At 44.1% G+C, this 20736-nt stretch carries 22 protein-coding genes; 18 read left to right on the forward strand and 4 right to left on the reverse strand.

What is annotated here, in order from left to right:
- Positions 1–133 precede the first annotated feature (133 nt).
- The 15 genes from EZ315_RS14090 (at position 134) to EZ315_RS14160 (ending at position 14192) form a co-directional block, all read left to right on the forward strand.
- The gene (locus EZ315_RS14090) at positions 134–1387 is read left to right on the forward strand and encodes a hypothetical protein (protein WP_135472648.1); all 1254 of its coding nucleotides are present in this window, start codon (positions 134–136) and stop codon (positions 1385–1387) included.
- A gap of 187 nt (positions 1388–1574) precedes the next feature.
- On the forward strand, positions 1575–1958 hold the full coding sequence (locus EZ315_RS14095; RefSeq protein WP_124075868.1) for a helix-turn-helix domain-containing protein: 384 nt from the start codon (positions 1575–1577) through the stop codon (positions 1956–1958).
- A gap of 3 nt (positions 1959–1961) precedes the next feature.
- Positions 1962–3329 (forward strand): DUF3987 domain-containing protein, encoded by a 1368-nt coding sequence (locus tag EZ315_RS14100; protein WP_135472649.1) that lies wholly within the window; start codon positions 1962–1964, stop codon positions 3327–3329.
- An 89-nt stretch (positions 3330–3418) separates the two neighbouring features.
- Positions 3419–4501: a DUF6371 domain-containing protein gene (locus tag EZ315_RS14105; RefSeq protein ID WP_135472650.1), complete on the forward strand. Its 1083-nt coding sequence runs from the start codon at positions 3419–3421 to the stop codon at positions 4499–4501.
- Positions 4498–4938 carry a DUF3408 domain-containing protein gene (locus EZ315_RS14110; RefSeq protein ID WP_135472651.1) on the forward strand — a complete coding sequence of 147 codons (441 nt, stop codon included), beginning with the start codon at positions 4498–4500 and terminating at the stop codon, positions 4936–4938. The genes EZ315_RS14105 and EZ315_RS14110 overlap by 4 nt, the downstream gene beginning before the upstream one ends.
- A 299-nt stretch (positions 4939–5237) precedes the next feature.
- The gene (locus tag EZ315_RS14115) at positions 5238–5624 is read left to right on the forward strand and encodes a plasmid mobilization protein (protein ID WP_135472652.1); all 387 of its coding nucleotides are present in this window, start codon (positions 5238–5240) and stop codon (positions 5622–5624) included.
- Positions 5621–6136 carry a relaxase/mobilization nuclease domain-containing protein gene (locus tag EZ315_RS14120; RefSeq protein WP_135472653.1) on the forward strand — a complete coding sequence of 172 codons (516 nt, stop codon included), beginning with the start codon at positions 5621–5623 and terminating at the stop codon, positions 6134–6136. Before EZ315_RS14115 ends, EZ315_RS14120 begins: the two co-directional genes overlap by 4 nt.
- Positions 6137–6260: 124 nt before the next feature.
- Positions 6261–6701 carry a relaxase family protein gene (locus EZ315_RS14125; RefSeq protein ID WP_135472654.1) on the forward strand — a complete coding sequence of 147 codons (441 nt, stop codon included), beginning with the start codon at positions 6261–6263 and terminating at the stop codon, positions 6699–6701.
- Positions 6701–7492: a hypothetical protein gene (locus EZ315_RS14130; protein WP_135472655.1), complete on the forward strand. Its 792-nt coding sequence runs from the start codon at positions 6701–6703 to the stop codon at positions 7490–7492. The genes EZ315_RS14125 and EZ315_RS14130 overlap by 1 nt, the downstream gene beginning before the upstream one ends.
- Positions 7486–7920: a hypothetical protein gene (locus EZ315_RS14135; RefSeq protein WP_137070947.1), complete on the forward strand. Its 435-nt coding sequence runs from the start codon at positions 7486–7488 to the stop codon at positions 7918–7920. The genes EZ315_RS14130 and EZ315_RS14135 overlap by 7 nt, the downstream gene beginning before the upstream one ends.
- A 136-nt stretch (positions 7921–8056) precedes the next feature.
- A complete protein-coding gene (locus EZ315_RS14140; protein WP_135472657.1) occupies positions 8057–8572 on the forward strand; it encodes a very short patch repair endonuclease in 516 nt (171 codons plus the stop codon).
- Between the two features lie 151 nt (positions 8573–8723).
- Positions 8724–9857, forward strand: coding sequence for a DNA cytosine methyltransferase (locus EZ315_RS14145; RefSeq protein ID WP_242452610.1), 1134 nt, complete (start codon positions 8724–8726; stop codon positions 9855–9857).
- Positions 9857–11107, forward strand: coding sequence for a DNA cytosine methyltransferase (locus EZ315_RS14150; RefSeq protein ID WP_135472658.1), 1251 nt, complete (start codon positions 9857–9859; stop codon positions 11105–11107). Before EZ315_RS14145 ends, EZ315_RS14150 begins: the two co-directional genes overlap by 1 nt.
- Entirely contained in the window at positions 11088–12119 is a 1032-nt protein-coding gene (locus EZ315_RS14155) for an HNH endonuclease (RefSeq protein ID WP_135472659.1), read from the forward strand. Before EZ315_RS14150 ends, EZ315_RS14155 begins: the two co-directional genes overlap by 20 nt.
- Positions 12120–12248: 129 nt before the next feature.
- Entirely contained in the window at positions 12249–14192 is a 1944-nt protein-coding gene (locus EZ315_RS14160) for a KAP family P-loop NTPase fold protein (protein ID WP_170957564.1), read from the forward strand.
- Between the two features lie 31 nt (positions 14193–14223).
- Here the strand turns inward: EZ315_RS14160 and EZ315_RS14165 are convergent, their stop codons facing one another.
- Positions 14224–15450: a transposase gene (locus EZ315_RS14165; RefSeq protein ID WP_135469735.1), complete on the reverse strand. Its 1227-nt coding sequence runs from the start codon at positions 15448–15450 to the stop codon at positions 14224–14226.
- A 174-nt stretch (positions 15451–15624) separates the two neighbouring features.
- Between EZ315_RS14165 and EZ315_RS14170 the strand changes: the two genes are divergently transcribed.
- The 3 genes from EZ315_RS14170 to EZ315_RS14180 all read left to right on the forward strand — a co-directional run bounded on the left by EZ315_RS14170 (position 15625) and on the right by EZ315_RS14180 (position 17573).
- Entirely contained in the window at positions 15625–16059 is a 435-nt protein-coding gene (locus tag EZ315_RS14170) for a hypothetical protein (RefSeq protein ID WP_135472661.1), read from the forward strand.
- Between the two features lie 105 nt (positions 16060–16164).
- Positions 16165–17196, forward strand: coding sequence for a virulence RhuM family protein (locus EZ315_RS14175; RefSeq protein WP_135472662.1), 1032 nt, complete (start codon positions 16165–16167; stop codon positions 17194–17196).
- A gap of 38 nt (positions 17197–17234) precedes the next feature.
- Positions 17235–17573, forward strand: a complete 339-nt coding sequence (locus tag EZ315_RS14180) for an antitoxin VbhA family protein (RefSeq protein WP_135472663.1) — start codon at positions 17235–17237, stop codon at positions 17571–17573.
- 165 nt (positions 17574–17738) lie between these two features.
- Here EZ315_RS14180 and EZ315_RS14185 read toward each other — a convergent pair whose 3' ends face one another.
- From EZ315_RS14185 to EZ315_RS14195, 3 genes are read right to left on the reverse strand one after another with little or no spacing between them, the layout of a single operon-like run.
- Entirely contained in the window at positions 17739–18335 is a 597-nt protein-coding gene (locus EZ315_RS14185) for a metallophosphoesterase (RefSeq protein WP_135472664.1), read from the reverse strand.
- Entirely contained in the window at positions 18319–19104 is a 786-nt protein-coding gene (locus tag EZ315_RS14190) for a metallophosphoesterase (protein WP_135472665.1), read from the reverse strand. The genes EZ315_RS14185 and EZ315_RS14190 overlap by 17 nt, the downstream gene beginning before the upstream one ends.
- Positions 19105–19126: 22 nt before the next feature.
- Positions 19127–20209 (reverse strand): hypothetical protein, encoded by a 1083-nt coding sequence (locus EZ315_RS14195; protein ID WP_135472666.1) that lies wholly within the window; start codon positions 20207–20209, stop codon positions 19127–19129.
- Positions 20210–20736: the final 527 nt, after the last annotated feature.

The raw sequence follows: 20736 nt of genomic DNA on the forward strand, positions 1-20736 counted from the left end.
TCAGAAGAAAGTTGCTCTCCCGATTGAAATTCATATTGTGAAAGCTGATGAACAATCGAAAGTGTTACCGTGTTTTAACCTTGTTTGCATAACTCATCATTTTTTAAGGCTATACGATTAAACAATTACGCGAATGAAAGACCTATTCAAAGGCCATCATCCATGGTTGCTTGTGTTGGTGATTGCTGTTGATATTTTTTCAGCACTGACCATCCGCCACTCTATTTTATCAAAAGGAGAATCAGAGTTCAATGCTAACGTTTTCTTTTTAATTGTCATTGTTGCCGGACTTGCACTATATGCTTTGCTCGTCGAATTTCTTTCAGGCAAAGATATGCCGCTAATCGGCGAAACAGAAGAAAAGGAAGCGAAGATTGTACAGCAGATTCCTGTATCGCAACCGGTTATTGACATCAATTCATCCACTCCACAGTCCAAAGAAAGGCCCTTATCTCGTGGCGATTTTGAGGATATGATGCTTAATGTTGTAACTAAATTGCGGCAAGAAACGGCAATCCCGCCGGAAGCATCATTAAAGAAACATGATGAGACCGGAGTCGTATCCTTCAACATAAATGACATGAAGGAATCAGCCGCATCTCTGGTACAGTCGCAGGAAGACGCCAAATATCGGTTTGCCTGCGAATACACCGCCGAGAAACTAGGTCCATATGTCAAACCTTGTGATTTGGAAAAGCTGTTTTTCCGTTTGGGATTGTTTCAAAGAGCATCGTCTCCAAACTGGGATTCACGTACTCCGGAGGAAATCGAGGCTAATATACCGGCTGCAAGAATCGAGGTCGCATCACCGATAGAGAAGTGGGCATTATTGCATTTTGGCTGGAACATGGGAAGACTATTTAGCAAACCTAATAATTTTATTAACCATTTTCTAAAGACCACGTTCCATTACCACCTTGATGGTCTTTCAGATAATCAACTACCAAAGAAGCTCAAGCAAAATCCTCTTCAAGGCGTAATCAAAATTGAGGAACGTTTTGACAAAGGTCTAACAATAGCGGATTATAATATCGAGGAGGATACAACCACTTCCGCAAATACAGAAGCATCAAATATTGAGCCTGCCACTGAAAAGGTCGTTAAGGAAACAATCCCTAAAACGGCTGCTCCCATATCTTATAAACCCGATCCACCAATCTCTACCGAAGAAAAATCGAAAATTGCCGAATCAGAGGAAGCCCAAGAACCAGCAGATGAAGAACGCGACGATTACGATGATCTTAACGACTACGATGAGGATAGAGATATGGATAATGACAACGATGAGCCTATGAATGACGAAGAGTGGGCAGAGTTCGTTCAACGCTCTATGGAACGTGGTAAGGATTCAAGAAGTCTAGACTGTGGCGACCTTATTGCCGGATAAAACTTCAATCTCCTATTGGAGAATCATATATCTCCAGTAGGAGAGGCTTTGGAGACGTTTTGGAGAACGTTTTGAGAGGGATTAGACCTCATTGTTCTCTGTTTTTCCTCCTTATACATTTGCAACCGAAATCTTAGCCCGGACGTGCCGCGTTGGCATGACGGTTTCCTAAGGTTTCGGTTGCATCATGTTCACAACACCCGTGACTTTCGACAGACTGCCCGAAGCGGTTGTCTATCTCATCGAGCGAGTCTCAGCCTTGCAAGATGAGCTACGAGAGCTGCGCAACGCGCTTGCTCCACCATCAAAAGACAGTTCTCCTTTCATCACCACAAAGGAGGCCTGTCAACTACTCGGAGAGTGCAAGAACACTCTCTATGAAAAGGCTCGCGCCGGAATCATACCGGCATACAAGAATCCCGGTGGCAAGTCGTGGAGGTTCATTAAGAGCGAGCTTCTCGAATACATGGCATCCGGCAAGCCCAAATCTCAGCAGGAGAAGTATGATGAAATGGTTGCCGAGATGAACAAAGGTCTGCGCCCAGGCGGACGAAACTGTTTGAGCCGTTAGCCTATGAGCGATAAGATTACTCCTCAGCTCGTGCTCGACAAGGCCATTGACCATTGCACCGCAATCACAGGCGGCGGTTTTCCCATTAGCCTCTATCCCTCCAAAATACAACGTATCATCAGGGAGGTGAACGACTGCCATGGATTTCCTGTCGATTATGTGGCGGCGGCAATGCTGGCGGCGGTGTCGGTAGCGATAGGCAACACGCATCTCGCGCGGATGAAAGAAGGCTGGGACGAGAGCGCCATTCTATATATGGCTCTCATCGGAAGACCTGGCGCCAACAAGAGCCATCCGTTGAGTTTTGCAATGCGTCCGTTTGTGGAACACGACTACGAACAGAACCGGATTTACGAGAAACAGTATCTGGAATATCTGGAGCAACTTGAAATGAGCCGGAAGGAACGTGCAGAAAAAGGTATTGAGGTCTGCCCCCGTGAACCTGTCCGCCGCCGTTTTCTTGTGTCTGATATTACTCCAGAAGGTCTGAGCTTCGTTCATTCGCAGAATCGCCGTGGTCTGTGTCTCCTGTCCGACGAATTGTCGGCATGGGTCAAGAACTTCAACCGTTACAACAACGGCTCTGAGGAACAATTCTGGTTGTCGGTGTTCAGTGCAAAGCCCACCATGTCCGACCGCAAAAGTTCTCGCAGCTCTATCTTCATCAAGCGTCCGTTTATATCGGTAATCGGCACAATGCAGAAACGCATTCTTTCCGAACATGCCAAAGGGGAACGCTCCGCCAACGGTTTTATTGACCGCATTCTGTTTGTCCTGCTCCGCCACGAAAAATCTACCCGGTGGTCGATGAAGCAACCGACATTCGATGTGGCCGCCGAATGGCAGCGCATACTCTCCCGACTTATGGAGCTGGAATGCGCAGTTGACCAGAATAACGATATTCTGCCTGTCTCCATACCGTTCACGGATGAAGCCATGACCCGGTTGTTCGAGTGGCAACATAAGCTGTCGGACATCTGCGACTGCGAGCCTAACGAGACCCTTGTCGGTATATACTGCAAACTACAGATCTACGCCATACGATTCTGTCTGATAATTCAGATGGCACGCTGGGCGTGCAATGATGCCGGCAAAGATATGATTGACCTCATATCGGTAGAACGTGCCATTTCTCTTGCCGAGTATTTCAAGGAATCAGCCGTAAAGGTACAGACAATTCTAAAAGAGTTGTCGCTCACAGCCCAACAGTTGGCCATTGTCACCGCATTGCCCCAAGAATTTGAGACAGGGGGAGGTATCGCCGTGGCTATGGAGAACGGAATGGCAGAACGAACCTTTATGGAATTTCTGAAAAACAATCTCGGTAAACTGTTCCAGAAGTCCTCGCATGGCAAATACATCAAACTTTGACACCGTGCATTATCCGCAGTTTATGCAGTTTCAATCAGCAAACTGCGGAAACTGCAAGAACAGCACCATCTTAATCCCATAATTCGACAATGAGTAATCATAGATTCATTCTCCAGCCCTATAAAGGGGTTGGAAGCCGTCACTGTTGCCCTGCCTGTCACAAGAAACGTTGTTTTAGCCGGTATATCGACACCGAGAAACAAATTTCGTTTCCTGATGATGTCGGCAGGTGTGACCACGAACAGAGTTGCGGCTATCATCTTTCGCCGAAGGAATATTTCGAGCGTAATCCACAGGCGAAGCCCTTGCACTGTGATTTCGCTACTTCGTCAGCATGGCGAGCCAAACCGACCGAGCAGCGAAAGCTGACATCCTTTGTTGCCACAGAGACTGTTTCACAGACTCTGCACGGATATGAGAAGAACAATCTCTATCTGTTCCTCCGCTCCAAGTTCGGAGCCGAGGACGCACTCCGTCTGATGAAGGACTACCGAGTAGGCACATCGAAGCACTGGCCGGGGTCATGCGTGTTCTGGCAAACCGATGTAAACGGCGATACCCGCACAGGAAAAGTCATGCTCTACAATGCTGACAACGGCAAGCGTGTCAAGGAGCCATTCAATCATGTGACATGGGTTCACTCGCTGTTAAAGATGCCCGACTTCAATCTGCGTCAGTGCTTTTTCGGCGAACACCTCTTGCCGATGAACCGAGACAAACCGGTTGCCATTGTCGAGAGCGAGAAGACCGCTCTTGTGGCGACGTATTACCTGCCGGAATATGTGTGGCTGACGACAGGTGGTAAAAACGGTTGCTTCAATGCCGACGCACTCCGTGTTCTCAAAGGTCATCAGGTTATCCTGTATCCCGACATTGGCGCGACCGACCAGTGGCGGCAGAAACTGAGATTGCTCCGTAGTCTCGGTATTGAGGCAAGCATCTTCAACTTCCTTGAAGAGGTTGCCACCGATGACGAGCGAACAGCAGGACTTGACATAGCGGATTATCTGCTGCAAATCGAGCCCGACCAAGCAATACTGCAATCAATGATACGCCGTAATCCGATTTTACAGACGCTCATCGATGAACTACAACTCACTCTTGTGTCAGTTGAACGGTACAACCCGGATACTTATGCAATTCACAAACCCTCAAAAACCGAAAAACAATGACAGCGAAGAAAACTCCGTCAACAACCGCATCCAAGTCAACTCAGTTGACTGATGTACCCCAAACAATAGTATCAACCCTTAATCCTGATAACTCTATGAAATCAGATAACTCAATCAACTCCACCAATGCAGTAAGCAGCGACAACGCTGTCAACAGCACCCCTCCTGCCGACACAGCCGAGCCGCCGAAGCATCTGCGCGTCGGCAAGCAGCAGCGCAAATCGGATTACGCCGATTTCAAGGCGGCCTATCTCGCTCCGTCAAAGCTGATGAAACGTCACCCGGTCAATATCGAGGACAGCGTGTGGGCGAAGCTCGAACGCATCGCCCGTATCCTCGGCGACCGCGACACCACCGTAGGCAGCTACATCAATGCTATCCTCTCGGAGCATCTGAATCTCTATGCCGACGACATCGAAATCTGGCGTAAGCTATGAAGATTTTAGTCCCGACATCACATAAGTCGAATGTCCGTTTGACCCTTCGACCGTCAGGTAGTTCGGTCTTTCGACCTAAGGTACTTTGGTACTTTGGTACCTCTTTCAGTACCATATAACGTAAGTATTAACCCGACCGCAGGGAGCGGTTATCGTCAGCGCACAACTAAGAAACGACAGTGGATTAGTTGGGGATGTAAGGGTATGTTTCGGGAGGTAAAAAATTCCCGTCCCGAAACTCCTCGCATCCCCGCCGGGACGCTCTCTGTTCCCTGCGGTCACCATCCCCAACAAGCAACATGAGGAAGTACAATTCTGACGCACCCGGCGTAAAACTCCGTGGGCGTCCAAAGAAAGAATCGAGTGATAAGCGCGGCCGTAAAGTCTCAGTGAATTTCACGGAGGACGAGAAACGCGACGTGAAAGCAAAAGCATCAGCAGCCGGCATCAGCATTGCCGAGTTGTTGCGCATCAGTGCTTTCAGACTCTCGATTGTTGAGCGTCTCACCGACTTCGAGCGTGAGGCGATACAAGAACTAATGTACCAAGGGAAGAATCTCAACGACCAGGTCAAGGCTTGTCAGGCTAACGCCTGGCCCTCGACAAAGCGTAAAGCCGAGGCTTGTCTCGACGGGATTTTAGCAATTCTTGGTAAGTTGAAAACTCAAAATTCCACATTATTATGATAGCAAAAATACTCGCAAAGGGCTCCGCTGCCGACATCGCAGGCTACGTTATGCGAGAGTTCCATGACAAGGAAAAGTACACCGCCGACACATGGCGCGTGATAGATTCCGATGGGATTCTCGGCAACGACTACCGCAGAATTGTGAACAGTTTCGACATCGGGGCGAGTCTGAACAAGAACATAAGCAAGCCCATCGGACACATTTCGGTGAGTTTCGACAAGTCTGATTTGCCACGTCTGACCGATGATTTCATGGTACTTCTGGCAAAAGAATATATGGAACGAATGGGCATCAAGGACACACAATATTTAATTGTGCGTCACCTCGAAACTTCATCTCCTCACTTCCATATCGTCTATAACCGCGTGAATCTTCACGGCAAGGCCATTGACGAAAGCAACAATTTCGACAAGAGCCATAAGGCGACCAAGGCCATAAAACTAAAATATGGGCTTACTTTTTCGCCGAAAAAGAAGCTGTATGAAGATCAACAGTTCGGTAATTTTTGAGCAGGCATAGCTGTATCGCACTGATACACAATAGTTTGCATTGATATTGGATTGTTATTGCATCTTATTGATATTCAATTGAATATGCAAATTTTACCGAACTATTGAAGATGCAATCGCCGAGATGAAGCCCAGGATTCAGGCAGCGATGTACCGCTGCAAATCGTGGAACGAGTTCAAGCGTCGCCTTGCTCCGGCAGGAATAACCGTGCAGTTTTACAACGACCGCGACACCGGCAAGCCGCAGGGCATACGATTCTCAGACGGAGAATTCACCTTCAACGGCTCGAAGATTGACCGTGCATTTTCTTACGGTCGTCTTGACAAATTCTTTGCCAAGAACGCAGGAATCAGAGATGCGCAACCACAGCAGCCGACTCCGATTTCAGTCACCGCAAAGGTCAAAGAGTCCCAGATTGCGAATGTAGTCGAGAATGTAATCGAGACCGGATGTCAGGCTATTGGCAGGCTGTTCCAAGTCGGTCCCGGCTATAATTCCGATGAAGCAGACTTTGAACGTAGAATGAAAAGAAAACCCAAAAAGAAGAAAGGAATATCACAGTAATGGCAGATATGTATTCCATCGTCAAGAAACAAGATGAGAAGATTGACGGCCTTCTCAAAATCGCGAAAGAGAATAAGGATATGCTTGTGGGGATTGATACCCGGCTGGTATCAGCCCCATCTCCGATGCAAACGGCAACACCTGTTTCCTCCGCACCTCAGAAGATTCAGGTTGAGCTGCCGAGTAATGTGGCCACCAACGAATCAGTAAAGACAACGGTGGAGGCGGCATTAAAGCAGCAGAAAAAGGACATTGCCCAGAAGCTCGACTTCTCGGATTTCTCGAAAGATCTGGCTGATGCTTTTGTAACAATGTTCAAGGATGGACTTGACCAAAATGTCAAGAACGTGCTCTATGAAGGAATCAACCGCGAGTTCAGCCGTCAGACCGAGGGCTTGAAGGAAGCGGCGGAAAGACTCCGGGAACGGATGTATAGCATCGTCAACGGTGCTGTATGGGCGGCAATCCCCAAGTGGGCGTATGCCGTAGTCATAGCCATTCTCGGCATTGCCGTCGGGCTTGGAATCTGGTGCTACAATCTCAATCAGGAGAACACCCACCTTCACAAAGTCGAATGGCTCTATCGTTACGAGCGCATCAGCTATGACGCGGAAGGCATCCGCAACATGATGCTCCGCGAAGAGGCGATAATGGCCGGCGACAGGCAGGAACAGGACAGCATCAAGACTATGACAATCCAGCTTGAACGCCGCAAACACGCCGAGCGTACCCACGTCTATTTCCGGCCCTCCGACTCTTGGACTCCCGAATCCGGCAATCTCTTTTGGTAACTCACAAACTTCAATCTCAAACCACAATGCAATCACTCCAATTTTCAACCCGTAACGCCATCATGGACATTTACCTCGATGTGCGTGCCTATGTCGCCTATGTGTTCGGCGGCAACCCCGACGATGTGTCACTCGACTGGAACGCGGTCGGTGCGTGTATCCACTATTTCGACAACCGCCGAAACATCCAGTTTCGTCTGTGGGAACGGTCTGAAGGCCACATCGGAATCCCCGACATGACCCTCATCGTCATCAACATCAGCGTTCGAGGCATCAAGGAAACGGCTCGCTCAGAAATGGCCGCCTTTGTCCACTGGCTTCAGCAGACCGCGAAAATCAACGGATTCATCCATTTCGCCGACGAGAACCACGGTCCACTCGCCACCGACCAAGTCCCCGGCTGTCGCATAGCCTGTTGCCGCCTCTGACCCACTCCTGCTAATGTTCCCATAATCCCCTGACCGACACCCCAACAAGATACTCCTCTTGTCGGGGTGTCTTCGTAAAATTTCGTATATAATTCTTGGATTGCATACAATCAGATTGTAACTTTGTTATTACATTATGGCAGATGTTATGACAACGGAGCAGCGTAGCCGCTGTATGGCGGCTATAAAGGGAAAGGATACCAACCCGGAACTGATTGTGCGGAAGTATCTTTTCTCTCGCGGTCTGCGTTTCCGTGTTCAGGTCAGGAAGCTGCTGGGAAATCCTGATATTGTCCTGCCGAAGTACAAGACCGTCATTTTCGTCAACGGATGCTTCTGGCACGGGCATGAGGATTGCAGGTATTTCCGCTTGCCAAAGTCCAATGTCGAGTTCTGGAAAGAGAAGATAGAGCGTAATGTTGCCCGTGATGTCCGTAACGAAGCTGAACTGAAAGCCCTTGGATGGCGCATTATCCGGGTATGGGAGTGTGAAATCAAGACCGTAGCACAGCGAGAGGAATATCTCAAACACCTTTATGACCGCATTGTCAATCCGACTCAATCATACCTTATGGAGACTGACATAGACAAACCATCAATAGCTGCTGAGCCTGAATCAGAGCAGTCTTACGGCAATAACAACCATTCTTAACCTTGGTGTGTCTGATTTTTGCCCATGTTGTTCATTAACTTTGTCGCTGATAGCTGAAGTCTCGAAGAAAATTCGTAACTTTGCAATCTAAACTGCGCTTGCGCTGACAAAGACCAATCTATGTAAGTAACAACTTATATACATCATATTAATGAACTTCCTTGTGGCCGCAAAAGGGTTTGGTCGCCCGTCAGCTCTACTCGGAAGTTTTTTGCATTTTATCATGACACGACCGAGCTTGAATGTCCTTGACTTGTTCTGTGGATGTGGTGGCCTCTCAAAGGGATTTGAAGAAGCCGGCTACAACATATTGATAGGTATAGACTTCGAGCAAAGTGCCCTAAATACATTTAATCATAATCATAAGACTGCAAGGGGTGTACGTCTGGATTTATCCAAACCTGAATCCTTTGACGAAATTGACACTCTTTTAGCAGGACGTAAACTAGATGTAATAATAGGAGGACCTCCTTGCCAGGGCTTCAGTTTGACAGGACCACGCAAGTTTGATGACGAAAGGAACAAACTATATCTTGCAATGATTGAAACTGTTCGGCGCTACAGGCCAAAAGCGTTTCTTATTGAGAATGTTCCTGGTATGGCAAACCTATATAAGGGTGCTGTCCGCGATGAAATTATTCGTCGCTTTTCCGAAATAGGATATAACGTCACATACAAGATTGTATGTGCCGCAGACTATGGCGTGCCTCAAATTAGAAAGCGCCTTGTTTTTGTAGGTATACATTCTGAAAAAGACAAGTATGTATTCCCCGAGCCGTATTTGTCTGAGAATGACTATATCACATGTGAACAAGCCATAAGTGATTTGCCTTCACTTGAAACTACTCTTGGCGAAGAAATTTCTGTATATGAATGCGAACCCCAAAACAAATTTCAAAGACTTATGCGTTCTTCGTCAACTACGCTTCATAATCATACCGCAATTAACCACAAGCCATTTGTTAAGGAAGTAATTGCTTTAGTCCCCGATGGGGGCAATTATAAAGATTTGCCGCCGGGAGTGGGTGAAAGTAGAGTCTTTCATATGGCTTGGACGCGTCTTAACAGCAAGAAACCTGCTCGAACTGTTGACACTGGTCATCGTAATCTTTTCCATTATAAATGGAACCGATGCCCGACAGTCAGAGAGAGTGCGCGTATTCAAACTTTCCCCGACGACTTTGTTTTCCTCGGCAACAGAGGTCAACAGAACAAACAAGTCGGAAATGCCGTACCTGTACTAATGGCAAAAGCCTTAGCAACTCAACTTCTTAAATATCTGTAATGACAAATCAAACGCTAAATACACTTGATTTATTTGCAGGGTGTGGAGGTCTCACAGAGGGATTTCTTCAGTCTGGTCATTATCACACTGTTGGTGCAGTTGAGTGGGAGAAAGCTCCATATGAAACCATCAAGCACCGGCTGATTACAAAATGGGGACATTCTGAGGCAGAAAACGCAGTAATTCGATTTGATATTCAACGAACAGATGAACTCATCAATGGCTTTGATGATGCAGAATATGGTATCCATCAAGGGTTACAAAGTCTAATTGGAGAACAAAAGATTGACGTGATTATTGGAGGTCCTCCATGTCAGGCATATTCATTGGCCGGACGTATTCGGGATGAGCACGGCATGAAGAACGACTATCGCAATTATCTATTTGAAAGATATATAGAAATAGTCAAATATTTTAAGCCGAAATTCTTTGTGTTTGAAAATGTTGTAGGACTTTTAAGTGCCGCTCCAGATGGCACACCGATTACAGAAAAGATATATTCGGCATTTCGCGAAGCTGGGTATCATGTTACCCCAAATTTCCGAAATGCGCTATTCGATGTAGCAGAATATGGTATCCCGCAACATCGTAAACGTGTTATAATTCTCGGTATCTCCGAAGAAATATTTGGAGATAAATGCGATATCATGCTGAATGATTTTTATAAAATCATATTCCCATCATTGAAAGGAAAGCCTCGAACGGTTAAAGATGCTATTGGCGACTTGCCGCCTATTTACCCATTAGCGGAACCAACAAAAAGAGGCGCCACTAAGATTTCCCACATTCAGCAAGAAGAGCGGTTTTGTATGAACCATACGCCTCGCTTCCATAGCAAGCGTGATATAGGTGTTTTCCGTTTTCTTGCCAATGACATTATGAGCGGAAAGTGCGAATATGTCAGCATTGAGAAACTGAAAGAATTATATACAAAAGTCACAGGGAAACATAGCAATATTCATAAATACTATGTTTTACGAGAAGATGAGCCAAGTAACACCATACCCGCACATCTTTATAAAGATGGTATGAGACATATTCATCCTGACCCTGAACAAGCGCGTTCCATTACCCCTCGGGAGGCTGCTCGACTACAAACTTTCCCAGATGACTTTGAATTTTTTGGTGCGACCATGGCTCAATTCAAAATGATAGGGAATGCTGTCCCAGTTGATTTTGCCGCCATAATTGCAGAAGCTCTATACAAACTTTTCACATCTAATTATAACCATGGCAGAATTTTTCATTAAAAAACTTGGTCGACAGGAAATGGGATCTCCTGTTAGGCGTAGTGACGGCTCTCTAAAATTTAGCCGTGGTCGTTATATGCTAATTTCAAAGGAATTCTACGATTTCTTTCCTCACCTTTCGACCACTGTTTTAAACGACAGTACCGCTCTCCCTTTTTTGACAGACCACTCGGATGAGATTATTTATGCCCAGTATGTCTATCATAATTCAAAACATGTAGACACAGCTCATGTAGAAGGGCAACCACGTGACGAAAGTCGTATTTATCTTAACAGCAAGCTCGACAACGACAAAACCTTGTTCTTGCCAAATGACATTGTTGTCATGATGCGCTGTCGCGATAATGGTATCCCTTTTTATGTTCTGCATATCTTCGATGCGCTATCACCCTATTATTCTTTTTGGAATGCCAAACTTAATGGCAAGACCTATGCTGTATGGGAGGGCGATGAAGCTCCAACATTCGACAGACAATTCACTTTGCCAAACAAGTCTGCAAATATAATTGGAGATAAGAAAGTTGAGGAAGCCATCGAAAAGCAACAGCAGCAAGCACTTGATTCAATGAATCCTGCAAATGACATGGCTCAGGCCATGGGAGCAGACCTTTTCAATGCCCGTACTTTCCACGATTTTGTCATGAATGCGTACGGTGGCAAATGCGCGGTCACTAAGCGTGTCATTTCATGCAACGGGTTTGACAATCTTGAAGCGGCGCACATTATGCCTCAAGCCCACAACGGGTCATTCCTCCCATGCAATGGTATCGCCATGAGCCGGGATATGCACTGCGTTTTTGACAAGGGGTTCTTCACAATTGAAGATGATTATACGATTATAATCCACCCCGATGTTTTACGGACGGATTCATATATCAACGAATACAATGGGGCAAAAATCACCATTCCTCAAATTGAGTATTTCCGACCTCATCCACAATTCCTCCGCCACCATCGAGATAATGTATTCGGCACATTCCGTCAAATAAGGAGTAATTGGATAAACAACTAATTGGGAAAAGACAACGTAGGAATTATATAATACCGTACTATTGAATATATGCAATATTGTATAAAATCTATCGCAACCTGCTGCATTGTTCTAATTATTGTTTGGCTTCTTCTGCCAATAACGGAATCAATGATTGAACATACGAGTAAATTCTCATATGCGTTATTTGACACTAAAACTCAAGTTAGGATTTGTATCGACATACTTATTACCATACTATTAATTCTCAGTACCATATGGTTTGCCTCGTTCAAAAAACATCGCATTGATAAGCCTTTCTTACAAAAATTACTGATTGTTGATTTGGCATTACTTTCATGGTGGAGCTACGAAAGATTTTGCAACGATACAATTAGCTTCTATTCTATATATAATTCTCCGGTATCTTATATTGATGTTTTTATTGGACTGATTATAATACTATCCATCATTGCATTGTTTAAATACAACAATAAATCGCATAAATCAGATTCATCGGGGCAAAATAAGACATATATACATGATGCTCCTAAATTAAAGTTGAATGAAGATTGCCTTTTTCGTGAATCATTGGTTAAGAACTTGGCTCGCGAAATTATGTCATTAGATACTGAAACTTGTTCAAGGTCACTTGCCATCACGTCTGCATGGGGTAATGGGAAAACTACATTCCTAAACTTTGTAAAAGAACAATTAGAGAGCCAAATTGTAATAATATCCATTACACCTTGGTGTATCAATCCCGGTAAAAGTATCACGACATTTTTCTTCCAAGAGATTATAAAAAATTTGGGGAGTATTAATTACTCAATTGCAAAGAAGATAAAAGAATATGCATCTGTACTTGAGGCAATCGAATTAGGGTGGTTGGCAAAATCTGTAAAAGTAACAGACTTAGCTTCCATGACAAGATCGATTTCTCAAAAGTTGATAGAATTAAACATTAAGGTGCTAATTATATTTGATGACATTGACAGACTTTCAGCTTCGGAGATAGAAGAGGTGTTTAGAATCATTCGAGGAAGTGCTAATTTTCCGAACTTTATTTTTTTGAGTGCTTTTGATAAGCATTATGTCCAGTCTGCACTTAGAAATTCAAATCCAGCTTATAATGAGCATTATATCGAGAAGTTTTTTGAATCTGAGTTTGCGCTGCCAGAACTTAGAGCTGAAAAACTTCATGATGTTATCCTCAATAATTTGACATGGATAGAAGATGAAAACGACCGAGAGTGTTTTACGTCATATGTTACAACTGACAAATTCCTTTCAGGAGAACTTCCAGTTTTCTATCCATTAACCAACTTGAGGTCAATATATCGATGGATTAATGGGATTCATGCACGGTACGAAATATTAAAGGGAGAATGCAAGATTGAGGATCTTGCAGACCTCGAAATGCTCTATTTACTATTTCCAGAAGTCTATACATTACTTTCTAAAGATTTCAAGAGGGTGCTTTATACAGAAAGATATACAACCAACTACCAGTTGTGGGATACAAGTAAAGCTGTGTCAAGAGATGATGATTTCTTGCAATATCTCAATCAACGAAATCTATACGACATCAGGGAATATTGTAAAAACCAGTTTGGATACGATGACCATAAAATGAAAGATTTGGTGCATATTCTGAACAGGCTATTACCCAATACAGGTAGAGTCAACGATTTAACCAAGAGATTTTCCAATCCGAACTACACAAAAAGATATTTCAATGGAGTATTGGAATCGTCAGAGATATCAGACCAACAATTTAACGAATTAATAATAAAAAGAAGAGAAGACATTAAAGAATTCATTGGTAAGGATATTGATAATCAATATTCTCACGCCTTATTCCTTCAATGTCTCAATAAATCTCGATCTAACGAAAAAATAAATGACACTACTATTGAAAATATTATCTATATTGTCATATATGGAACCATACACTATGGTCAAATCATGCTATCCGGTTACGATTTAGCAAATTTGGCCAATAAATTATCTTATGATCTGCAATCAAAGAAGGCATATATCAGGAATATTATATCACAAGAACCATTTTCCTTTAGCCTCTTAGTTCAATTTTCACCTACCCATACACAATGATTCGGTAAAATTTTAGGTTGTTCATCCTAGGCTAAGCCGCTAACTGAGTCAACCGATGATTTATTTTCTGAATTATTTTTAGATGCGGAGATTTTCCGCAAGTCGAAATAATTGTTGAGGCGAGATAAGATTCAAACATAAGCCGTTTGAACTGCGCTACCGAAAGATCCGGATAATCCTTCCTTATGACCTCTTTGCAGACATTGAGGGCAGTGAAGGAAAGATTGAACGCAAAGTCAAGCCGCTCCCTGTCGCGGGTCTGCTGTGACTGAAGTCCGGTAAACTGCTTGGCATCGCGTATACCGAACTCAATCTGAAAGCGGGTGCGGTAGAAACCGATGATCTTTTCAGGCCTCATATTGGTGTCGGTAGAGAAGTAAAGAAGAGGCTCTGCGTTTTCAACCGGACAGACCACGATACGGATGTCGCGTTTCAATGCCCTCGAATGCACGACCGCCGTGTGACATCGGTTTTTGTTTCCTTTGGAATCCTCATATATGAATGAAGTGAACACGGACATGTCAAGGTTGGAGAAATCCACTTTCTCTCCATACTTTTTCTTTCTGCCGCGTCTTCGCGGGGCGGAGGAATCCGGTATGGCCAGATACCTCAGATATGAGTTGGCACGTAATCTCCCGACAAATCGAAATCCCATGCCAATCACTTCATTCACAAATTCATATTTGGAAAAGAAGGCATCGGCAACCAGAATATCCGTCAGTGAGAGCAGCTCTGTCGCCTTTGACCTGACAAGTGCCACATACCAGCCAAGCATTGACATTTGTTTCTCAGATTCAAGAGTCCTGAAGTTCGGTGACTGGACAGCACCGAGCATCACGCATGTATGTTTACTCAGACTTATTGCCCCGATCGCCATTATCTCCAGACCGCGTTTCACACGTTGTGCCACCCCTGACCAGAAACGGCCTATGCCATACGTCAGTCTGCCTGACTTTGAAATGAACGACGGATCGATTGCCACTGCCATGTCATCGGCCGGCTCAAAACAATCCTGCGCCATACCTATGTTGACTTTCATCCAGTCTACGGATGTCTTGAAATTGGAAGCAAAGGTCTTGGCTGTACGACCGCCATAGCGCGACAGCCGGGTAAAATTGACTTTGCCCGGAATCAACGCCACAGTGCGTATTGTTAAAATCAGCCAGTTGAGGAACCTTTTGCTCATCTTGGTTGTAGTATTTTCAAATACCGACTTACACCGAAAGGTGAAGTCTTTGAGAATCGCCAATACGTTCATGGTATAAGATTTTTATAATGAACGCTTTGGCGATTCATTTGTATTTGACAATTCGAGATATTAACTTAAGTTTCAACTACTTCGGTAATTTTTACCGAATCATTGCATACAGATGGAAGCAATGATCTATCGTCAATTTTCTCAAAGGAAGATAGTGATAGTATTATAACTGAGATGCTAACAAAGGCAATCAACGAGAAATATTCGTTTAATAATATAGCCGATTATTTCTTCTATTCTAAAACAAAAGAATACAAAATCGATAAAGAATCAGGGAAAAGAACAGAAACATACAGCTCTCTAAATATCGAGGCCATGAATATATATAAGAGATACTTAGCTGAGAATTTTTTAACACATCCATCACATTATGTTTGGCATGACCATCCAAATGAAGAGTTGGTTTTCCCTTCAGAATACTTTACGGAATTTTGGGCTTCATGGGACGATTTTATTATATATTGTAACGAAGTAGGATTCCATTCTAAATTATCCGAAACTGACAAAAAGATTTTGGAAGAATACAAATTATTTATGCAACAATGGTTAGAGTCTGGGAAAAAACCTATTGAATACCAATTCTCTATAATAAACATTGGAAACAGATGAATGGATATAGAGCCGTTGGTATTAATTAGTATGCAAGATAACAAGACTGATATTTAGTTTTGGCCGTTTATACCATTCCTGCAATAACAATAACTTCCTGATATAATGGCAAAGAAGTTTGAGATACGAAATAGCACGGCGGAGTTCCTAATCTTTCAGATTGAAGGGAAGGAATCAGGCGTACAGGTGATATACCATGACGAATCTGTGTGGTGTACGCAGAAGGCTATGGCGCAGTTGCTTGATTGCTCTTCTGACAACATCGGGCTGCATCTTAAAAATATTTACGAGACTGGGGAGTTGACTCAGGAGGCAACTACCGAGAATTTCTCGGTAGTTCAAACCGAGGGCGAGCGTCAGGTCAATCGCTCGCTGAAATTCTACAATCTCGATGCCATCATATCAGTCGGTTATCGGGTGAACAGCACCAGAGCCACGCAGTTCAGGCAGTGGTGTACGTTTATTTTGCGTCAGTTTGCCATCCGGGGATATGTGATTGACAAGAAACGGATGGAAAACGGTTCATTTATCGGAGAGGATTATTTCGAGCACCTGTTGGCTGAGATACGGGAGATTCGCCTCAGTGAGCGGCGTTTCTATCAGAAGCTGACGGACATTTACGCTACCGCCATCGACTACAACCGAGACGCTCCCACCACCCGACTGTTCTTCAAGAAAGTTCAGAACAAGATGCACTACGCTGTTCATGGTCATAATGCTGCCGAGCTTATCGTTGAACGAGCCAACGCCGAGAAAGAACACATGGGACTGACTACTTGGGAAAACGCTCCTGACGGAAAGATTGTCAAGCCTGACGTAAGTATTGCCAAGAACTATCTCAAGGAGGTGGAACTTGCCGACATGGGGCGACTTGTCAATGCGGTGCTTGATATGGCAGAGCGTATGGCTAAACGCCATATACCAATGACAATGGAGGACTGGGCAAAACGAATCGACATAATTCTTGAAGCGTCCGGCGATGCCGTTCTGACAGATGCCGGCAAAATCACCGCTGAATTTGCCAAGAGTTTTGCAGAATCGGAGTTTGAGAAATACCGCATAATCCAAGACAAACTCTTTCAGTCGGACTTCGACCGCTTCAACGACGACAATTTACTTCCATTGGACATAGAATGACAATCCCATGACATACGAAGAGAAATATCAGGAAACTTGTGAGGTTGTCGCACTGCGATAATCCCAAGATAAAAGAACAGGCTGATGCATGGCTTGTCAGTATAGGCTTGCAAGACGTGGCCGAACTGACGGTATCTGCACTCTTGCTTGATTTGGCAATCAGGAATGTCAAGGGTGAGATTACTCGTGAGGAAGTCAGCCAACGGTTGAAGGTGCACTATGGGGATACGTTATATGAAGAACCGAAATCAGGACTGGATGGCGGCTATGAAGTCGTACCACCGGCTTCTCCCAAAATAAAGGAGATTGAAGAATATAACCGGAAGCTCCGCCCTGCTCTGTACGCTCGACTTGATAAAGAAAGGAATCTCAATTAACACTGAAGTAGAAAAAAACAGATCTCGGTCACTTCGGATGCGTTTAAATTGCAACTTCTGCACCAAGTTGGTGCAGTTTTATGTCGTGAAACAAAACGCATCAAACAGGTTTGCCGTGCTTGATGCGTTCTTTTCAATGGTTTACGATTCTTCTAAATCCTCCACTCATAGTTTGCCATTTTTAGTGTTTTGCCACTCAATCTGCCTTTGAATCTTATTTTGAACTTCATTGAAAGACAGTGGCGTGAAGTTATTATTGTCAACGCCGACATCAAGTTGTGTCGAATACAGATGCTGGAGTCGACCGGCATCTATTCCAGTGTTTGATGGGCGTGTATGAACGTGTCCGAACAGTTGCCAGACATCGTTGTGATAGCCTCCCTCAAAGCACAGATAAGGAAAGTGATTCAGGTAGATTTTCTTTTTCCCTATATGTATACACATTGACATTGCAACGTGTTCAAACCTATATATGAAACCCTGCCTGATATTCTTTAGGTCATGGTTGCCGAGAATGAGATAGATTCTGCCATTTAGACGGTCAAGAATCCGGTTCCACTCGTCGGCACCTCCAAGACAGAAGTCGCCGAGATGAAACACTATATCATCCGTGCCGACTACATTGTTCCAGTTCATTATAATCGTCTCGTTCATTTCATGAATGTCGCGGAACGGACGTTGGCAGTAGTTGATTATATTCGCATGGTTGAAATGGGTATCTGATGTGAAGAATACCCGACCTGCGTCAAATTTGAAGTTCATTGTCATTGATTTCTATTCTGGCATCCCTACGGTAGCCCTTTTGCTCGCCTTGGAAAATATAACCGAGCTGATTGCATACACATTGGGTGTTGCCAATTGTTTTGTTTATGTTTCGGTGCGAATGACCATAGATCCAGTAGTCGATACGGCTGTTTGCGATGAAGTCGCCAAGCTCAGATGTGAATGCCCCGTTGATGGGACTTCCTTTGAACTCGCCAGACATCAGTTCAAAAGATGGCACATGGTGAGTTGCCACGATTACATGCTTGGCGCGACTTGCGGCCACGCTTCTTTCGATGAACTCGCGGCACCGATCATGCTCCTCATTGAAACGCTGCGCCGAGAGCCGGAACTGTCCATTCCGGATTCGGTGGAAGTCAGCCACACCGCGTTCGGTCTGATATTCATCCCATGGATGTATCTTCGCCCAGAGTGTCGAAGCAATAAGGTCAATATCAGCCGACAGCGGGACCATACAGTTATAGCAGGCTTTGACATTAGGACGGATTTCAAGCTGCCACCCTTCATGAAACTCGTTTATGTCAAAACTCTTATATAGCTCATGGTTGCCAGGAATGACAATAGTCTGACGGAATGAGTCTGCACACCAGTCCCAGAATGGATGTAGGCAGTAGTTGTCATCACCAAGATAGCCGATGTCTCCGGCTAATACGAGCACTTCACTCACCGGGATGATTGGATTATCTTTCAGCCAGCGGCTGTTTTCATGAAACTCCAGATGAAGGTCAGATGCATATTGAATTTTCATAACTTATCTAATTTATAAGTTGTTAAGCGAGAGGGCTTACACTCTCAATCTTATTCCACTTAGTGTTTGCAATTATTTTCCTGATAACATCCTTGTCAACTTCGTCAGCATAAGGAAGCCTCGTCTGACTACCGATGTCATCGCCCTGCATATATCTGTATGCATAAGGAGTAATCTCAACATAGTCAGTCTCATTCAAGATTCCGAGTATATGTTCGACTTCTCCCAATTCAACCGAGATTCCCGCATCAGACAATCCTAAGATCGCCTTAAAGCAATCATCAAGATTCCAATAGCTGTGGGTACCGATATAGAAATGCCATTGCCCATTGGTAAATTCGGGGTACAAGGGAACTCTGGCATACACCACATCAAAACCATGATAAGGAGAGACATCTGTCTTCCATCTCCTGAAATCATTCTCAGAGTCGAGATTATATTCTTTAATCTCGTATCCTTTGCTTGAACGCCGGAAGACTTCAATATCATCTCCTGACATCTTGCCATATACAGCTTCGTATGAGATACGCCAATAGTGCATATAGCGTCTGAGAGTCATCTCGGAGAACTGAGTAGGCTCGACCTGATTCTCATAGATGTTGATTACCCGAGGTATATCAATCCCATCATAGCGATTGTCAGCAATCAATGAGTTCAGGATCGACCTCTTTATCAACCCTTCTCTCCGATAGTAACTCAAATATTTCTCAACATACGCATTATGCTGTTCGGGTGCAGACAGGATGTTATCAACAAGCCCGACAACATATTTCTCTATTTTTGAGAATATTCCAATTAGCATATCTTCGAAGAACCAGCGATGAGAATTACAATCTTCCTTATCACAGAATATATGATGGTCATGTGGATCTCCAGTGATGTAAAGATAATGACGGTTCTTATAGGTAGATACCGACAAGCGGTACCACTCCCACCTCTTGCCCTTGACCTCAAACCAAAGACTTCTTCTACAATCATCACCCATAGGAGCAAGACGCTCCATTGCCTTATGTATATGACAGATGATTTCAGCACATTCATCGGGAACTAAAATAACATCAAGGCCACGACTATCGGGGAGACTGCGTATGTCCGACTGAATCATAGCATTTTGACGATATAATTTCTTTTGTTCATTAAACTTCATTTTTTTTGCGAATTATGCGTCATAAGGCGCAATTATTGAAATGTGTGTCCGCAGCTAATCGCGATGGAGAAGGTTATATCGGTTAGGACACAAAAAACGACTGTCGGGAAGCTTGGTAAGAACTTTCCGACAGTCGTTATATCTCAGTAGTCTGTATTTGTAGACTAACTTATGTCAGTTGAGGTACTGAAACAAACCGGTCGGACAGTTCTGCGATATGTTGTGCCAATTGTTGACGGCACCTGCACATACGCATTGCGTTCAAAGCCTTTTAAGCTCTGAATGCCTTTGCTGATTAGTATGTTACAATGCTGTCTTGCCATTTGTTTCAGATTTTGTGGCCACAAATTTAATACTTTTTCACAAGTCCACCAAATATTTCATGAATTACTTTATTGGTTTACTATATTAGACTTTTATGCTTGATGATGTTCACAGATAGACTTAATCGTTCAATAAGTACAGCTTATCATACTTTTATTTGA

The sequence above is a fragment of the Duncaniella freteri genome (genome assembly GCF_004766125.1).
GTDB classification, from domain to species: Bacteria; Bacteroidota; Bacteroidia; order Bacteroidales; family Muribaculaceae; genus Duncaniella; species Duncaniella freteri.

Bases quoted from the DNA above. Each gene is read 5' to 3' on its own strand.
- EZ315_RS14090 (WP_135472648.1), top strand. From the start codon at position 134: ATGAAAGACCTATTCAAAGGCCATCATCCATGGTTGCTTGTGTTGGTG.
- EZ315_RS14095 (WP_124075868.1), top strand. From the start codon at position 1,575: ATGTTCACAACACCCGTGACTTTCGACAGACTGCCCGAAGCGGTTGTC.
- EZ315_RS14100 (WP_135472649.1), top strand. From the start codon at position 1,962: ATGAGCGATAAGATTACTCCTCAGCTCGTGCTCGACAAGGCCATTGAC.
- EZ315_RS14105 (WP_135472650.1), top strand. From the start codon at position 3,419: ATGAGTAATCATAGATTCATTCTCCAGCCCTATAAAGGGGTTGGAAGC.
- EZ315_RS14110 (WP_135472651.1), top strand. From the start codon at position 4,498: ATGACAGCGAAGAAAACTCCGTCAACAACCGCATCCAAGTCAACTCAG.
- EZ315_RS14115 (WP_135472652.1), top strand. From the start codon at position 5,238: ATGAGGAAGTACAATTCTGACGCACCCGGCGTAAAACTCCGTGGGCGT.
- EZ315_RS14120 (WP_135472653.1), top strand. From the start codon at position 5,621: ATGATAGCAAAAATACTCGCAAAGGGCTCCGCTGCCGACATCGCAGGC.
- EZ315_RS14125 (WP_135472654.1), top strand. From the start codon at position 6,261: ATGAAGCCCAGGATTCAGGCAGCGATGTACCGCTGCAAATCGTGGAAC.
- EZ315_RS14130 (WP_135472655.1), top strand. From the start codon at position 6,701: ATGGCAGATATGTATTCCATCGTCAAGAAACAAGATGAGAAGATTGAC.
- EZ315_RS14140 (WP_135472657.1), top strand. From the start codon at position 8,057: ATGGCAGATGTTATGACAACGGAGCAGCGTAGCCGCTGTATGGCGGCT.
- EZ315_RS14145 (WP_242452610.1), top strand. From the start codon at position 8,724: ATGAACTTCCTTGTGGCCGCAAAAGGGTTTGGTCGCCCGTCAGCTCTA.
- EZ315_RS14150 (WP_135472658.1), top strand. From the start codon at position 9,857: ATGACAAATCAAACGCTAAATACACTTGATTTATTTGCAGGGTGTGGA.
- EZ315_RS14155 (WP_135472659.1), top strand. From the start codon at position 11,088: ATGGCAGAATTTTTCATTAAAAAACTTGGTCGACAGGAAATGGGATCT.
- EZ315_RS14160 (WP_170957564.1), top strand. From the start codon at position 12,249: ATGATTGAACATACGAGTAAATTCTCATATGCGTTATTTGACACTAAA.
- EZ315_RS14165 (WP_135469735.1), bottom strand. From the start codon at position 15,450: ATGAACGTATTGGCGATTCTCAAAGACTTCACCTTTCGGTGTAAGTCG.
- EZ315_RS14170 (WP_135472661.1), top strand. From the start codon at position 15,625: ATGCTAACAAAGGCAATCAACGAGAAATATTCGTTTAATAATATAGCC.
- EZ315_RS14175 (WP_135472662.1), top strand. From the start codon at position 16,165: ATGGCAAAGAAGTTTGAGATACGAAATAGCACGGCGGAGTTCCTAATC.
- EZ315_RS14185 (WP_135472664.1), bottom strand. From the start codon at position 18,335: ATGAACTTCAAATTTGACGCAGGTCGGGTATTCTTCACATCAGATACC.
- EZ315_RS14190 (WP_135472665.1), bottom strand. From the start codon at position 19,104: ATGAAAATTCAATATGCATCTGACCTTCATCTGGAGTTTCATGAAAAC.
- EZ315_RS14195 (WP_135472666.1), bottom strand. From the start codon at position 20,209: ATGATTCAGTCGGACATACGCAGTCTCCCCGATAGTCGTGGCCTTGAT.